18 protein-coding genes and 1 tRNA gene are annotated in these 15,111 nt (G+C 71.0%); 11 read left to right on the forward strand and 8 right to left on the reverse strand.

Features of this window, described 5'->3' with window-relative positions; genetic code table 11:
- Positions 1–30: 30 nt before the first annotated feature.
- Positions 31–762, reverse strand: coding sequence for a maleate cis-trans isomerase family protein (locus OG289_RS19395; protein ID WP_327315287.1), 732 nt, complete (start codon positions 760–762; stop codon positions 31–33).
- Positions 759–1,601: a maleate cis-trans isomerase family protein gene (locus OG289_RS19400; protein ID WP_327315288.1), complete on the reverse strand. Its 843-nt coding sequence runs from the start codon at positions 1,599–1,601 to the stop codon at positions 759–761. Before OG289_RS19400 ends, OG289_RS19395 begins: the two co-directional genes overlap by 4 nt.
- Positions 1,602–1,769: 168 nt before the next feature.
- Between OG289_RS19400 and OG289_RS19405 the strand changes: the two genes are divergently transcribed.
- The gene (locus tag OG289_RS19405) at positions 1,770–2,756 is read left to right on the forward strand and encodes a D-2-hydroxyacid dehydrogenase (RefSeq protein WP_327315289.1); all 987 of its coding nucleotides are present in this window, start codon (positions 1,770–1,772) and stop codon (positions 2,754–2,756) included.
- Positions 2,757–2,779: 23 nt separating this feature from the next.
- Entirely contained in the window at positions 2,780–4,159 is a 1,380-nt protein-coding gene (locus OG289_RS19410; RefSeq protein ID WP_327315290.1) for an amidase, read from the forward strand.
- Between the two features lie 17 nt (positions 4,160–4,176).
- Here the strand turns inward: OG289_RS19410 and OG289_RS19415 are convergent, their stop codons facing one another.
- On the reverse strand, positions 4,177–4,677 hold the full coding sequence (locus tag OG289_RS19415) for a DUF3830 family protein (protein WP_327315291.1): 501 nt from the start codon (positions 4,675–4,677) through the stop codon (positions 4,177–4,179).
- Between the two features lie 97 nt (positions 4,678–4,774).
- On the opposite strand from OG289_RS19415, the gene ehuB reads away from it, so the two are divergent.
- The 7 genes from ehuB to OG289_RS19450 all read left to right on the forward strand — a co-directional run bounded on the left by ehuB (position 4,775) and on the right by OG289_RS19450 (position 9,625).
- Entirely contained in the window at positions 4,775–5,701 is a 927-nt protein-coding gene (gene ehuB, locus OG289_RS19420) for an ectoine/hydroxyectoine ABC transporter substrate-binding protein EhuB (protein ID WP_327315292.1), read from the forward strand.
- Positions 5,701–6,441 carry an ectoine/hydroxyectoine ABC transporter permease subunit EhuC gene (gene ehuC, locus OG289_RS19425; RefSeq protein WP_327315293.1) on the forward strand — a complete coding sequence of 247 codons (741 nt, stop codon included), beginning with the start codon at positions 5,701–5,703 and terminating at the stop codon, positions 6,439–6,441. The genes ehuB and ehuC overlap by 1 nt, the downstream gene beginning before the upstream one ends.
- Positions 6,438–7,085 carry an ectoine/hydroxyectoine ABC transporter permease subunit EhuD gene (gene ehuD / locus OG289_RS19430; protein ID WP_327315294.1) on the forward strand — a complete coding sequence of 216 codons (648 nt, stop codon included), beginning with the start codon at positions 6,438–6,440 and terminating at the stop codon, positions 7,083–7,085. Before ehuC ends, ehuD begins: the two co-directional genes overlap by 4 nt.
- Entirely contained in the window at positions 7,075–7,899 is an 825-nt protein-coding gene (gene ehuA / locus OG289_RS19435) for an ectoine/hydroxyectoine ABC transporter ATP-binding protein EhuA (RefSeq protein ID WP_327315295.1), read from the forward strand. The genes ehuD and ehuA overlap by 11 nt, the downstream gene beginning before the upstream one ends.
- Positions 7,896–8,243, forward strand: a complete 348-nt coding sequence (locus OG289_RS19440) for a hypothetical protein (protein ID WP_327315296.1) — start codon at positions 7,896–7,898, stop codon at positions 8,241–8,243. The genes ehuA and OG289_RS19440 overlap by 4 nt, the downstream gene beginning before the upstream one ends.
- A 207-nt stretch (positions 8,244–8,450) precedes the next feature.
- Positions 8,451–9,209 carry an IclR family transcriptional regulator gene (locus tag OG289_RS19445; RefSeq protein WP_327315297.1) on the forward strand — a complete coding sequence of 253 codons (759 nt, stop codon included), beginning with the start codon at positions 8,451–8,453 and terminating at the stop codon, positions 9,207–9,209.
- A gap of 170 nt (positions 9,210–9,379) precedes the next feature.
- Positions 9,380–9,625: a hypothetical protein gene (locus OG289_RS19450; protein ID WP_327315298.1), complete on the forward strand. Its 246-nt coding sequence runs from the start codon at positions 9,380–9,382 to the stop codon at positions 9,623–9,625.
- A 73-nt stretch (positions 9,626–9,698) separates the two neighbouring features.
- Here the strand turns inward: OG289_RS19450 and OG289_RS19455 are convergent, their stop codons facing one another.
- Positions 9,699–10,178, reverse strand: coding sequence for a MarR family winged helix-turn-helix transcriptional regulator (locus OG289_RS19455; RefSeq protein ID WP_327315299.1), 480 nt, complete (start codon positions 10,176–10,178; stop codon positions 9,699–9,701).
- Positions 10,179–10,272: 94 nt separating this feature from the next.
- Between OG289_RS19455 and OG289_RS19460 the strand changes: the two genes are divergently transcribed.
- Entirely contained in the window at positions 10,273–10,644 is a 372-nt protein-coding gene (locus OG289_RS19460) for a VOC family protein (RefSeq protein ID WP_327315300.1), read from the forward strand.
- Positions 10,645–10,821: 177 nt separating this feature from the next.
- Positions 10,822–10,895, forward strand: a tRNA-Lys gene (locus OG289_RS19465).
- Here OG289_RS19465 and OG289_RS19470 read toward each other — a convergent pair.
- From OG289_RS19470 to OG289_RS19485, 4 genes are all read right to left on the reverse strand, one after another.
- Positions 10,861–12,588, reverse strand: coding sequence for an AMP-binding protein (locus tag OG289_RS19470; RefSeq protein ID WP_327315301.1), 1,728 nt, complete (start codon positions 12,586–12,588; stop codon positions 10,861–10,863). The genes OG289_RS19465 and OG289_RS19470 overlap by 35 nt on opposite strands.
- A gap of 40 nt (positions 12,589–12,628) precedes the next feature.
- Positions 12,629–13,093, reverse strand: a complete 465-nt coding sequence (locus OG289_RS19475) for a DUF3592 domain-containing protein (protein WP_327315302.1) — start codon at positions 13,091–13,093, stop codon at positions 12,629–12,631.
- Positions 13,094–13,182: 89 nt separating this feature from the next.
- Positions 13,183–13,788 carry a lytic polysaccharide monooxygenase auxiliary activity family 9 protein gene (locus tag OG289_RS19480; RefSeq protein WP_327315303.1) on the reverse strand — a complete coding sequence of 202 codons (606 nt, stop codon included), beginning with the start codon at positions 13,786–13,788 and terminating at the stop codon, positions 13,183–13,185.
- A 112-nt stretch (positions 13,789–13,900) separates the two neighbouring features.
- Positions 13,901–15,010 carry an SPFH domain-containing protein gene (locus tag OG289_RS19485; RefSeq protein WP_327315304.1) on the reverse strand — a complete coding sequence of 370 codons (1,110 nt, stop codon included), beginning with the start codon at positions 15,008–15,010 and terminating at the stop codon, positions 13,901–13,903.
- Positions 15,011–15,111 lie beyond the last annotated feature (101 nt).

Below are 15,111 nucleotides of genomic sequence, written 5' to 3' on the forward strand. Positions count from 1 at the left end.
TGCCCCCGTCCCCCGTCCCCCGCCCCCGGTTCACGCCTGCACGATCGGCTCCCGGGTGAAGAGGATGCCCAGCCCCGGCGCGTTCACCCGCCGGTCCGCGAGCCGCAGCGCCTCCCAGACGGTGACCTGGTTGGCGGTGAGGACCGGCTTGCCCAGCTCCTTCTCCAGCACGGGGAGGAACGCGGCCGTGTGCAGGGCGGTGTCGGGCAGCAGGACCGCCTCGGCCTCGGGGTCGTCGGCCGCCCGGGCGAGGGCCAGCACCTGGGTCTCGTCCCATGTGCCGACCTCGGCGGCGGTGACGATCCCGGCACTGCTCAGGGCCGTCACCTCCACGCCGCCCGCCCGCAGGAACTCGGCGAACAGCCCGGCCACGTCGTCCGGGTACGTCGCGCCGACGGCGACCCGCCCGGCGCCGATCTCCTGGGCCGCGTGCACGAAGGCGAAGGAGGTGGAGGAGGCCGGCATCCCGGCGGTCGTGGCCAGGGCGCGCACCTGTTCCTGAGCGCCCTTCCAGCCGTGCACGAAGCCACCGCTGGTGCAGGCCCACACGATCGCCTCGGCGCCCGCGAGGCGCAGTTGCCCGACGCCGTCCGCCAGCCGCTCGGGCGCACCCATCTGCAGCAGCGCGTCGACCCGGTGCGCGTCCTCTCCGATGTCCGTGTGGACGAGGTCCAACCGGATGTCACTGCCCAGGAGCTGCTCGATACGGGGGTAGTCGTCCTCGGCCGAGTGGCCCGGGTAGAGGAAACCGAGTGCGGTCATGTCCAGCCTTCCTGCTGCTCTTCTTCCGGTAGTACCGGGGGTTCCCGCAGTACGGGGGGCCACGCGCGCGCCGACACTCCCCCACTGCCTGAAAGGCGTGGGAGGTGCCCCCACAGCAGCGCTTGATACGGTCCCACCGCCCGTGTACCCAGTCGGCGCAGCGCCGCCCACATGGTCACCTGGTTGGCCGAGATGACCGGTATGCGCAGTTCCGCCTCCAGTTGGGGGATGACGTCGTAGGTCGGCAGGTTGGTGCAGGAGATGAACAGGGCGTCCGCCCTGCCGCACCGCACGGCCCGGTGGGCCATCTCCACCACCTCCCGGTACGGCACCTTCCAGATGTGCCGGGTCAAGCCCATGAACGCGCGTCCGGTGACCGTGCCGCCCGCCTCGGCCACGTACTCCTCCAGCGCCCGGGTCACCGACTCCGTGTACGGCGTCACCAGGGCCACCCGGCGGGCGCCCAGCTCCGCCAGGGCCTCGGTCAGCGCCCCCGACGTGGTCACGGAGGGCATCGCCCCGGCCCTGGTCATCGCCTCGCACATGGCCCGCTCCCCCGCGACACCGCCGACGAAACTGCCCGAGGCGCAGGCGTAGGCGACGGCCTCGGGGGCGACCGCGATCAGCGTGCGGACGGCGTCCCCGAGCGTCTCGTGCTCGCTCACCCGGCGGGCGAGATCCAGGCTGACCTCGACCGGGACGTACGGCGTGCGGGTCAGATGGAGCGAGACGTCGTCCGGTGTCCAGCGCCACAGCTCGCGGTCCAGCGCGAAGTCGAAGGGGGCGACGACACCGAGACCGCGCTGGCCTCGGGGACCGCCGAGAAAGGTGATGTCCATGGCAGGCACCCGCCTCACGGAGAAGGGCCAGGGAGGAGCCGGAGCAGAACCGGAGGGCAACGAGCCGTCGGTGCGGCTGTGTTGACGACGGTAGGTTCGGGTGCGAACGTGGTCAATCCGCGCACGTCAGGCATGTGGTCACCAGCGACGAAGACGAAGGGGCACCGGATGGCCGTCGTCCCCGCGTCTCCCCCCGCTCCCCCGCCCACGTCTGTGCCCACGCTCCTCGTCCTGGACGCCGATCCGCTCCCCCGGCTCGGGCGTCTCACCGGGCGGGCCCGGGTGGTGCACACCGACGAGGCCTCGCTCGCCGCGCGGCTCCCGACGGCGGACGTCCTGCTGGTCTGGGACTTCACCTCGCACGCGGTGCGCGCCGCCTGGCCGGGCGAGGGACCCCGGCCGCGCTGGGTGCACACGGCGAGCGCGGGCGTGGACCACCTGATGTGCCCCGAGCTCGCCGCGTCGGACACGGTCGTCACGAACGCGCGCGGGGTGTTCGACGAACCGATCGCCGAGTACGTCGCCGCGCTGGTCCTGGCGATGGCGAAGGACCTGCCGCGCACCTGGGAGCTCCAGCGGCGGGGCGAGTGGCGCCACCGGGAGAGCAGGCGGGTCGCCGGGACACGGGCCGTCGTCGTCGGGTCGGGGCCGATCGGGCGGGCGATCGCCCGCGTTCTGAAGGCGCTCGGCATGACCACGGCCGTCGTCGGCCGGGTCCCGCGCACCGGCATCCACGGACCCCAAGACCTGAACCGGCTCCTCGCCCGCGCCGACTGGGTCATCGCGGCCGCCCCGCTCACCGAGCAGACGCACGGCATGTTCGACACCCGGCGGTTCGGCGTGATGCAGCCGTCCGCCTGCTTCGTGAACGTCGGCCGCGGACAGCTCGTCGTCGAGGACGCGCTGGTGCGGGCGCTGGAGCGGCGATGGATCGCGGGCGCGGCGCTGGACGTCCTCACGGCCGAACCCCTCGCCCCCGACAGCCCGTTGTGGCAGGTCCCGGGACTGCTGATCTCACCGCACATGAGCGGCGACACGGTCGGCTGGCGGGACGAACTCGGCGTGCAGTTCGTCGAGTTGTTCGAGCGTTGGGCGGCGGGCCGGCCGCTGAAGAACGTGGTCGACAAACAGCGCGGATACGTGCCCGGACACTGACGTCCCCGCCTTTGGGAGGGTGCATGACCGACCTCGACCTCACCGCGCTCACCGCGGTACAGCTCCTCGACGGTTACCGCAAGGGCGAGTTCAGCCCCGTGGAGGCGACCCGCGCGACCCTGGAACGGGCCGAGCGGATCCAGCCGGAGGTGAACGCGTTCGCACGGCTGCTGCCGGAGGAGGCGCTCGCGCGGGCGCGGGCCTCGGAGGAGCGGTGGCGGCGCGGGGAACCGGCGGGGGCGGTGGACGGGGTGCCGGTGACGGTCAAGGACATCCTGTTGCTGAAGGGGCATCCGACCCTGAAGGGCTCCAAGTCCATCGGGGTGGACGGCCGTTGGGACGAGGACGCCCCCTCCGTCGCCAGGCTGCGCGAGGCCGGCGCGGTGTTCCTGGGGAAGACCACCACGCCCGAGTTCGGCTGGAAGGGCGTGACGGACTCCCCGCTCACCGGCGTGACCCGCAACCCGCACGACCCGTCCCGTACGGCGGGCGGTTCCAGCGGCGGGAGCGCGGCCGCCGTGGCGCTCGGCGCGGGGCCGCTGTCGCTGGGCACGGACGGCGGGGGCAGCGTGCGCATCCCGGCCGCGTTCTGCGGGATCTTCGCGCTGAAACCGACGTACGGCCGGGTGCCGCTGTACCCGGCGAGCGCCTTCGGCACCCTCGCCCATGTGGGTCCGATGACCCGGGACGCGGCGGACGCGGCACTGTTGCTGGACGTGATCGGCGTGCCGGACTCACGGGACTGGTCGGCGCTGGGGCCGGCCGGAGGGTCGTTCACGGCGGGGCTCGGCGGGGGTGTGCGGGGGCTGCGGGTGGCGTACTCGCCGTCCCTGGGCGGGCAGGTCGCGGTGCGGCCAGGGGTCGCGGCGGCGGTGCGGGCGGCCGTGGAGCGGCTGGCAGCGCTCGGCGCGTACGTCGAGGAGGCCGATCCGGACTTCACCGATCCGGTGGACGCCTTCCACACACTGTGGTTCGCGGGGGCGGCCCGGGTGACGCAGCATCTGCGGGCGGAGCAGCGGAAGTCGCTCGATCCGGGACTGCGGGAGATCAGTGCCGTGGGGGCTCGGTTCAGCGCGGTCGAGTACCTGGCCGCGGTGGACGTCCGGATGGAGCTGGGGCGCCGCATGGGGCGGTTCCACGAGGCTTACGACCTTCTTCTCACGCCGACGTTGCCGATCACCGCGTTCGAGGCGGGGGTGGAGGTGCCGGAGGGGGCGGGGTACCGGCGGTGGACGGGGTGGACTCCGTTCACGTATCCGTTCAACCTGACGCAGCAGCCTGCGGCGAGTGTCCCTGTGGGACGTGATGCCGGGGGGCTGCCGGTGGGCCTTCAGATCGTTGCCGCTCGGCATCGGGACGATTTGGTGCTGCGGGCTGCGCATGCGTTGTGCGGGTGGTTCTAGCGGGGGCCCTTTTTCGCTCAAACGCGGGACCGGATGAAACGTAGCGTTTCTCCCGCCGCGCCCGTCCTCCACAAGTCGTTGCAGGCCTCCGCCATCTCCTCCAGGCCCTCCACCACCCGGCCCCAGACGATGCCGGGGACCCAGCCGACGTCGCCGTTCAGGAGCAGGTTGTTGCGCTCGTAGAACAGGGCCAGGTCGACGACCGTCGTGCCGGGGCGGACCTCGCGGTCGTAGCCGTAGGCCTGGGTGCCGAGTTCCGCTCCCGCGAAGGAGAAATAGCAGAGATCTCCCGGGATGGGGGTAACCGTCGGGTTTTCCAGCGGCGGTTCCGATGTCGCGAAAGGCGGGAAAAGGGCATAGATCTCGTTACGGGCGTATTTGGCGTGGTAGACGTCTCCGGCGAGCGGAAGGGAATCCCAGACGGCCGCGCAGGTGATCGGCGCACGATCGTCGAGCAGCTTTGCCGTGGCGGTGATTCCGCGCTTGACCAGCGAGACTTCGATGAATCGGTCAGCCATGCGTTCCATGGTCCACCCGCGGTCAAGGGGGCCCTCGGCGGCAACGGGGCCAAAAGTGATCCGCATAGCTCGCATGAAGTCGGGTAGCCGCGCGCCCATGGCTCGACCACACGCACATCGACCAGGAACCGACCTCGGATCCCACAGAGGGCTCAGCCGCCGCTCACTGCTCGCCGGAGCGGTGTCGCTGAGCGCGGCGGGAAGTCTCGGGACGGCCGGCTGCAGCCGCGTCCCGGATGACGGAAAGGTGCTGGGAGGCAGCCTCCTGGACACCCTGCGGGATCAGGGATCCGTGAAAATCGGCATCGCCAGCGAGCCACCCTTCGGGTACGTCGGAGACGACGGGCAGGCCACCGGAGAAGCACCCGCGATCGCGAAGGTGGTCTTCGAAAAGCTCGGTATCGACGAGGTCAAGCCGGTGCCGGTGGACTTCGGCGCCCTCATACCCGGGCTGAAGGCCCGCCAGTTCGATGTGGTGTCCGCCGGGATGTACATCAATCCTCTCCGGTGCGAACAGGTGATGTTCGCCGACCCGGACTACCTCATGCTGGACGCCTTCATCGTCAAGAAGGGCAATCCGCACGGCATCAAGACGTATGCGGACGTCAAGAAGAAGGGCCTCAAGCTCGCCTCCGGCAAGGCCTACGCGCAGATCGACTACGCCAAGGCCGCGGGCATCAGCGACGTCCTGGTCCTGCCGGACCAGGTGGCCGGCCTCGACGCGGTGGCCCAGGGCAGGGTGGACGCCTTCGCGGGCACCCGCATCACGGTCAAGTCGGCGGTGGCGGGTTCCGGACGCGTGTCGGCGACCGAGCCGTTCCAGCCCGTGGTGGACGGCAAGCCCGCCTATGGCGCGGGCGGATTCGCCTTCCGGCTGTCCGAGAAGAACTTCCGTGACGCGTTCAACGAGGAACTGCTGAAGCTCAAGGAGAACGGCTACAAGGAGCTCCTGGAGATCGTCGGTCCCTTCGGCTTCACCAAGGCCGACATGACGGACCTCACGGCGAAGGAGCTGTGCGGCTGATGATGAGTTCGGAGTTCTTCACCACCTGGTTCCTGCCGGGCATCTGGGTCACCGTCCAGGTGACGGTGTACGCCGCGGCCCTCGGCGCGGCCATCTCGTTCGGGATCGGCATCGCCCGTAGTTCGCGGTACTGGATCGTCCGCTTCCTCGCCGGGGTCTACTTCGAGGTCTTCCGGGGCATGTCGGCGCTGGTGCTGATGTTCTGGATGTTCTTCGCGCTGCCCCTCTTCGGCTGGCAGCTGGTGCCCATGTGGGCCGGCGTCAGCGCGCTCGGCCTGACCTACGGCGCCTACGGCTCCGAGATCGTCCGCGGTTCCCTGGCCGCCGTCACCCCGGCGCAGAAGGAAGCGGGCATCGCGCTCAACTTCACCCGCCTGCAGCGGCTGCGCCTGATCGAACTGCCCCAGGCGTGGCCCGAGATGGTGCCGCCGTTCAACAACCTGCTGATCGAACTGCTGAAGGGCACCGCCCTGGTCTCGGTCATCACGGTGGCCGACATGACGTTCGCCGGCAATCTGCTCCGGCTGGGCACCAACGAGACCACCCCGATCTACACCCTGCTGCTGGTCCTCTACTTCGTTCTCGCCTTCCTCATCACCCGCGGTATGCGGCTGCTGGAGCGCAGGGCGAAGGCCGGGATCGGGCAGCGGCCGGAGAAGACCGGCTCGATCACCAGGAAGCTCGGCGCCCGCGGCGAGAGCCTGCAGGCCGGTTCGCAGTCCGCGGGAGGTATGGGATGAGCTGGGACTGGAACGTCGTGGACGACTTCATGCCGCGGTTCTGGGACGGCGTACTCGTCACCCTGCAGGCCCTGGCCATCGGCACCCTGATCGCCTTCGCGCTGGGTCTGGTGTGGGCGCTGGCACAGCGGTCCGCGCAGGTCTGGGTGCGCTGGCCGGTCGTCGCCGTCACGGAGTTCATCCGCAACACACCGCTGCTGGTGCAGCTCTTCTTCCTCTTCTACGTGGTGCCCAACTTCGGCCCGTCGATGTCGCCGCTCACCACCGGCATCGTCGGCCTCGGACTGCACTACTCCACCTACACCGCCGAGGTCTACCGCGCGGGCATCGACGGCGTCCCCGCCGGCCAGTGGGAGGCGGCCACCGCGCTGAGCCTGTCCAAGGGCCGCACCTGGCGGGCGGTGATCCTTCCGCAGGCGATCCGCCGCGTCGTCCCGCCCCTGGGCAACTACGTCGTCGCCATGCTCAAGGACTCGCCGATGATCGCGACCATCGGCGCCTTCGACATGCTCGGCGAGGCCCAGGCCTTCAGCAACGAGACCTTCACCACGGAGGCACTCACCGTCGTGGGCGTGGCCTTCATCGTCATCGCCTACCCCGCCTCCCTCCTGATCCGAGCCCTGGAGCGACGCCTTGTCCGCTGACACCAATCCCGCAGAGAACACCTCCGCCGTCGCCAATCCGCCGGTGGACGGCAAGGAACTGATCCGCTTCGACAAGGTCACCAAGCGCTTCGGCGACAACACCGTTCTCGACCGGCTCGACTTCTCCGTCGACTCCGGCAAGCACGTCACGCTGATCGGTCCGTCGGGCTCCGGCAAGACGACGATCCTGCGGCTGCTGATGACCCTGGCCGAGCCCGACGAGGGCACGATCAAGGTGGGCGGCGACTATCTGACCCACGAGGAGCGGAACGGCAAGCTGGTCCGGGCCGGCGAGAAGCACATCCGCGAGGTCCGCAAGAACATCGGGATGGTCTTCCAGCAGTTCAACCTCTTCCCGAACATGAAGGTGCTGCGCAACATCACCGAGGCCCCGGTCACCGTTCTCGGCCTGTCCAAGGACGAGGCAGAACAGCGGGCCCGCGAGCTGCTCGAACTGGTGGGCCTGACCGAGCACGTCGACAAGTACCCGACCCAGCTGTCCGGCGGCCAGCAGCAGCGGGTGGCGATCGCCCGGGCGCTGGCGATGCGGCCGCAGGTCCTGCTCCTGGACGAGGTGACCTCCGCGCTGGACCCGGAGCTGGTGGCCGGCGTCCTCGACGTGCTGCGGGACATCGCCCGCACCACGGACATCACCATGCTCTGCGTGACCCACGAGATGAACTTCGCCCGGGACATCTCGGACCAGGTCCTGATGTTCGACTCGGGCCGCGTCATCGAGTCGGGCCCGCCGGAGAAGATCTTCAGCGAGCCGGAGCAGGAGCGGACGCGGGAGTTCCTCAGCGCCGTGCTGTGAGCTCGGGGCGCCACGCCGAGTGGCGTCCCGCATCTCCCGTCCGAAACGCCGACTTCCGGAACCTTTGGTGTGAACCGGCCAAGTCTAGGCAGGCGTCCGGCGACAAGTTCTACGTCAAGGACCTCCACTCCGACTACGGCCACCACGTGGAGGTGCGCGGACAGGACAACGTGTCCGGCGACGGATACCGCTGCTGGGAGGACGGCGGCACGGGCCCCGGATGGCAGGTCTGCGACAGCCTCTGGGACGACATCGCGGAAAACGCCACGGTGCCCTCGGGCGTCAGCGCCTACGAGGGCAGCGACCTTCTGTGGAGCGGACCCATCAAGCTCGGCAACGCCTGACGCAAGCCCGGGGCCCAAGGCTCGCGCCCGGGGCACCGGCCACGCCATTGGCATATGCCGCTGGAACAATCCCCCTGTCGAGAGGGCCGTAATCCCCTCAACGCGCCTCCCCGCAAGCCTTGTGCCGGTTATCGTGGAAGCGGTTCACTGACCGGATTACGGCCCATACAACAAGCGCAGCCACACACAGCGAGCGCAGGGGGAACCGTGGCGCTGAAGCACGAGCCGACCGCGCCGTACCACTCGGCCCAGGAAGCCTTGCGCGTCCTGGAGACGGTGGCGCGGCACTCCACCGGTGTCACCGACGCCGAACTCACCCGCCAGACCGGCCTCACCGCGGAGCGACTGACCACGCTACTGCGCATGCTGCGCCGCGAAGGCTACGTCGAGCAGATCGCCGACGGCGCGTACGCCACGGGCGACGCCCTCGCCCGGCTGGGCTCCGCACACCACCGTGAGCAGGCCCTGCGAGACAAGCTCCAGCACACCCTCGACCGGCTCCGCGACTCCGTCGGCGCCGCCGTCTACATCAGCCGGTACGTGGACGGCGAGGTCACGATCACCCAGTACGCCGACGGCCCCGCCACGCCGTCCGTCAACGAGTGGGTCGACTTCCGCTCCTCCGCGCACGCCACCGCACTCGGCAAGAGCCTGCTCGGCCAGCTCGACCACAACGGCCGGCGCGACCATCTCTCCCGGCACAAGATGGCCCGGCTCACCTCGCGCACCATCACCAGCGACAAGCTGCTGCTCTCCCGTCTGGAGGCGCAGCCGCCCACGGTCCCGGTGCTCGACCTCCAGGAGTACGCGATCGGCACGGTCTGCGCGGCCGTCCCGATCACCGCAGGATCCACGGCCGGCTGCCTGGCCCTGTCCCTGCCCGTCGCCCACGCCCACCGCCTCCGCCAGGCCGCCGACGCCCTGAACAGGAACGCGGCACCGGTACTGCTGTCACTCGCGATCTAGGACCTGCCCGGCCCGCCATGGCCGGCCATGCCGCAGGCGCGGGGTGTGGCACGCACACCCCCACAGCCCCAAGGGCGTGGGGGAGCCCCAGCGGCGTTGTCGTCACTCGCCGACTCCCCCACTCTCGGCTTCGCTCGAGCGGGAGGCACCCCCATCTCGTCGAAAGTCCCGTGCCGAGTCTCGTGCGCCCCACTCCGGACCCGGCGGTCGCGATGGACCCGGCCGGCATGTCGGTGGAGACCGGGCTCGCGAACGTGGCCACGCTGCAACGGCGGCGCCAGGCGCGGATCCCGGTTCACGACGAGGAGAGCCTCTTCCTCGACGCTCTGTCCGAGTGCCAGTGGGCGTGCGACGCGACAGGTCCGGCGCCGACGACGCCGGACGGGCCGATCAAGCCGGACTCGATGCAGGCGTGACGGCGGCCGACTGCCGAAGACGCCGATTCAGAGGCCGAGGCCGCCGCCCAGGTCCACTGACCCGCGGATCAGCTCACCCGGAGGACCGCTCCGGTCCTCCGAGGGCCTCGGTCATCATGTCGAGGTCGGCCAGGAGCGCCGTCAGCCGCCGCGCGGGAATGCTTTCGATCATGCGTTCCTCGATGGCATAGACGGCGCCGCGGGCGGCGTGCAGGCGCTGCCGCCCGGCGGCCGTGAGGTGGATGGGCAGGGCCCGGCCGTGATCGGTGCTGGTCGCCTGGGTGATCAGGCCGGCGTCCTTGAGGCCGCGCAGGACGATGTTGGCCGACTGCCGGGTGACGAAGGTGCCCCGGGCGAGGTCGGCGTTGGACAGGCCGGGCTGTTCGTCGAGGAGTTCCAGGCAGGAGTACTGCGGGACGGTGAGGTCGTGCTCACGCAGGGCCTTGTCCATGGCGCCGCGCAGAGCGGTCGAAGCCTTCTTGAGGCGGTATCCCACGTGCTCGGTGACGTCTTTCGCTGGATGGGGCGGAGGCACGGGCGCACGATCTTCCATGTCAGCATTTTGACATGGAAGGGACTCTGCGCCTACCTTCTACATGTCAAAGTCCTGACATCAATGTTCTGGCAGACCACCGCTTGGAGTCACCATGACCGCCACCGTCGAAGGCCCCGATTTCATCGCCCTGCAGGTGAGGGACGTGCCGGCCGCGGCCGCCTTCTTCGAGGACAGGCTCGGGCTGCGGCGGGCCCCCGGAGGCCCGGCCCACGCGGTCGTCTTCGCCACCACCCCGATCCCGTTCGCCGTCCGGGAGCTGCTGCCCGACGTCGACCTGGACGACACCGCACGTCCCGGCCTCGGTGTGGCACTGTGGCTGCGCACCACCGACGCCCCGGCGCTGCGCGAGCAGCTCGTCGCAGCGGGCACGGAAGACGTCACCGCGCTGCAGGACAGCCCCTTCGGGCCGACGTTCTCCTTCACCGGCCCCGAGGGCTACCGGCTCACCGTGCACGGAGGCTGAATTCGCAAACTCGCGCGCTTCCGACCGGACAGGTTTCGAGGTGCTCGCGGAGCAACTCGGCGGCGGCCGGATCCAGGCGTACTGATCGCGCCTGCTCCCGGGTGGTCGCAGGCACCCCTGCGGACCAGGTAGTATTTTCTCCGTCGCCGGCCGCCGAAAGCGGACGGCGGGAGTCATGCGCCGCTAGCTCAGTTGGTTAGAGCAGCTGACTCTTAATCAGCGGGTCCGGGGTTCGAGTCCCTGGCGGCGCACGGACGAAGGGCCTCTCGTGGACACGAGGGGCCCTTCGACATGCCCGGCTCGCGCCGCTTCCGCGGCCTCCTCCGCCGTCAGCCTCCGGTACGTCGCCTCCCCCGGCGGCCGCCACCACACCGGGTCGGCGCAGCGGACTCCCTCCCTGCGCAGCAGCGCCCGGTGGATCTTGTTCGTGGCGGTGACGGGCATCCGTTCCACCACCCGTACGAACCGGGGCGCCATCTTCGTGCCCAGGTCGGGCTGGGCGAGCAGGAACTCGGCGAAGGCGAGCGGGTCGAAGGTCCCGGCCAGCGTCGCCATCACCTGGTCCCCGGTCACCGGGTCCGGGACGGCGTAGACGGCGACGGCGTCCGCCCCCTCGTACCGGGCGAGGATGTTCTCGATCATCGCGGCGGCCAGGTTCTCGCTGTCGACGCGGAGCCGGTCGTCGGTGCGGCCCGCGAAGTAGAGGAAGCCGTCGGAGTCGCCGTAGAAGAGGTCGCCGGTCCAGTACGCGCCGTCCTCCCGGCGCCGCTCCGCCTCCGCGGCCGGGTTGCGCCAGTAGCCCTCGAAGGGGTTCGGCCCCCGATTGACCAGCTCCCCTATCGCCGCGTCGCCGTTGAGCAGCCGTCCGGCCCCGTCGAACTCGGCCGGCGGACACTCCGCGCGCGTCTCCGGGTCGAGGACGACGAGCCCGGGCCCCGCCCGCCCGACCGCGCCCGCCGGAGTCCCCGGCGACCACTGCACCGCCGCCCCGCCCTCCGAGGAGCCGTACCCCTCCACCAGCCGCACCCCGAAGCGCCGCTCGAAGGCCGCCGCGTCCACCGCTCCCGCCTCGGTGCCGAAGCCGAGCCGCAGGGCGTGGTCCCGGTCGTCGGGGCTCGGCTCGGTGGCCAGGACGTACTGGATCGCCCGGCCCACGTAGGTGAAGTACGTCGCCCGGTAGCGCCGTACGTCCGCCAGGAAGCCGGAGGCCGAGAACCGTCGCCGCAGCGCCACGCCCGCCCCGGCCGCCAGCGCGGGCGCCCAGTCGGCGATCACCGCGTTGCCGTGGAACATCGGCATGCAGACGTAGTGCACGTCGTCCGGGCGGACGGAGAACTGCCCGGCCAGCGAGCGCCCCGCGGCGGCCAGCCGACCCTGGGTGCAGAGGGCGGCCTTGGGGGCGCCGGTCGAGCCGGAGGTGAAGTAGAGCAGGAGCCGGTCGGCGGGAGTGGCGCGGGAGGCGTCGGGGCGGGCGTCCCGATACGGCGCGAGCAGGTCGTCGTACTCCGGAGTGCCGGTGATCAGCAGCCGCACTCCGCCCCGCTCGACCGCGCTCGCGCGGGAGGACCCCCATGGCAGGTCGAGGCCCCTGAGGAGGGGGAGGTGGGCGTGCTCGGTGATGAGGAGCCGGCACTCGGTGTGCAGGATGTCCCGGGTCAGTTCGGGGCCCCGCCGGGTGGGGTTGATCCCGGCCACGGCCGCACCGGCGAGGGCCGCGGCGGACAGCCAGAGCGGGAACTCCGGGGTGTTGTCCAGCAGCACCCCCAGGTGCGGCGGCCCGTCCGGCGGCAGCAGGTCGGCCAGCAGCGCCGCCCGGGCGGCGGCGCCGGCGGCGACCTCGTGGTGGGTGAGGACCGTGTCCTCGGGGCTCTCCGGATTCCCGCACCACAGCCCCGGACGGTGGTCACCCCACCGCGCTGCTACGAGTTCGGCGACGGACTCCATGGCAGCGCACGGTAGTTGATGGACCGTCAGATGTGGAGGGTCAGGGCATCAGGCCGTCGGCCTCGGAGAAGATCGCATGGGCGACGACCATGAAGCCGACGCAGAAGGTGATGAACAGGGCGAAGAACGCCACCAGACAGCCCGTGCCCGCCGCGAGCCTCCCGCGCCGCGGCGTGAGGGCCGTGGCCCCCTCGGGCCGGTCCGGCGTGTAGTACACGGTGACGATGTCGCCCTCGATGATCGTGGCCGGACCGCCGCCCTCGTCGAAGCGGAAGGCGCGGCCGTCCCTCGTGCTGAACTCGTAGACGTGGTGCAGCGTGGTGCTCACCGAGGTGTCACCGCCACCGCCACTCGTCCTCGTGTACGCCCGCAGGCAGCGGCCCTCGGCCGTGATCCCGCTGTTCCAGGCCGCGCTGACCTGCCGGGTACGGCCGAGAGCCTTGTAGAGGAAGAAGAGCGCACCGGCGATCATGATCATCGGCACGATGTAGAACAGGGCTTCCATGAGCTCCCCCGATGTCCTGGCGCCGGCCTGGTCGTGTCGGCGTGCAGGGAACGTACCCGCGCGCGGGCCCGGGGGAGCTCAAGCGATGCTCAGAACGTGACGTCGGAGCAGGCGTAGAACGCGTTGGCCGTGTCGGCGATCGTCCACACCGCGACGATCACGTGCCGTCCGCTGAGCCCGGACGGCAGCGTGCCGCTGTGCGAGAGGGTGGACGGGGGCCGCTGACCGCCGTAGGGCACGGTCAGGAACGGGGTGAGGGTGAGGTCGGAGCGTGCCAGGTCGTGGTTCTGGTTCCAGCCCTGCTTGGTGACGTAGTACGTGAAGTCGGTCGTGGCGTGCATCGCGGTGAACTGCCAGCGGAACGTGTAGCTCTGACCGCCGGTCACCTTGGTGGCCGGCCACGCCCCGCCCGAGGGGGTCTTCGGGCTGTCGAGCTGGGCGAAGCGCGTGTTGTTGCCGGAACAGATCCGGCCGTCCGCCGCGCCGGACGCCGGGAAGCCCTTCGGGCCCTCGACGCTCTGCGGCTCCCACTGGATGTCGCCGCAGTCGGTGACGGTGCCGTTCTGGCAGAGCTTCTGCCGGCTGACGGGGAGGTCGGTGTAGCCGTGGCTGCTGGCGCCACCGGCCGAGAGCATGAAGGCTCCGGTGGTGGCGAGGCCCAGCACGACGGCGTAGAGCCTGGTCTTTGTGCGCATGCTGCCGCTCCTGGAGAACGTGGGGAGTTCTGTGAGCCGTGCAGGTCTAGACCAAGTTCGAGATTATTGCCGTTTCTTGGCTGTGTCCATATCAAAGACGTGTCCGGACCCGTCACGGCGTCCGTTCCTGGCGCCCCGAGCAGAAGGCCACGGTCAGGTCCTTCACCAGCGCCTTGCGCTCGTAGTCGTCGAGCTCCACGAGCCCCCGCACGGTGAGCCGGGTCACCGTGTCCTCCACCGAGTCGACGACCGACGTCAGCACGGTCGCCCGGTGCTGGGCGTCGAGCGCGGCGATCCGGCGGCGGTGCATCGCGGCGGCCACCTCGGGGGCGTACTCGACCCGGACCGGCTGCACCGAGAACACCTCCAGACCGATCACGCCCGCGTCCCGCGCGACCAGCCGGGTCAGCTCGTCCCCGGCCGCCTCCACCGATCCCCGCCCCGCGCCCGGCGTCTCCACCGGAACCCGGGCGAGGGCCGCCTCGACACACTCCCGCAGGTACGTCTCGTGGTCGTCGACGCCGAGCGCGGCCCGCGCGGTGTCCCGCACCCGCCACACCACCAGGGCCACCACCCGCAGCGCGACCCCGCTGCCGTCGGCGGCCGGCATCGGCTCACTGCGCCAGTGCCGCAGCCGCACGTCCACCCGGCGGCGCAGCAGCAGCGGGTTCACCCACAGCAGACCGGTGCGCCGCACGGTCCCCCGGTAACGGCCGAACAGACCGAGCACCCAGGCCCGCCCCGTCCGCCCCCGGGCGAGGCCGCCGAAGCCGAACAGCCCCAGCGCGCCCGCACCCGTGTACGCCGCCCACTGCGCCGGACCGAGCCCGGCGCCCGCGAACTCCGGCAGCCGCAGGGCGTGCGCCGCGAGCGGCGGCAGCACCCCGGCCCACCACGAGGCGGCCACACAGCCGGCCGCCCCGCAGGCCCCGGCGAACACGCCGACCGCTCCCGGCAGCACGCGGGCCGGCCGTTCCACCAGGTCGGGGTCGACCTGCGCCACCGGCCGGGGCCTGGCCGGTGCCGGCCGGCGCAGCCGCGGCTGCTCACCGGTGCCCGCCCGGCTCCCCACCACGGCGGGCCCGAGCGGCACCGGCCGTGGCTCGGGTTCGTCGCGGAACAGCAGGTGGACGGGGATCTCGGTGGTCGCCTCGTTCTGGATGAGCCGATTGGGCCTGGACGGTCCCTCGGACTCGGGTGTCTGTGAAGTGGTCGTGTTCATTGCGTGCCTCCAGCCTCCGCGCCAGATACGCCATGACAGTGAGTGGGTTGCGGGGAGAGGGTTGGGACCCCGGAACGGGTTTACGACAAGAGCCGGTTCGC

It is taken from the genome of Streptomyces sp. NBC_01235, from assembly GCF_035989285.1.
Lineage (GTDB): Bacteria > Actinomycetota > Actinomycetes > Streptomycetales > Streptomycetaceae > Streptomyces.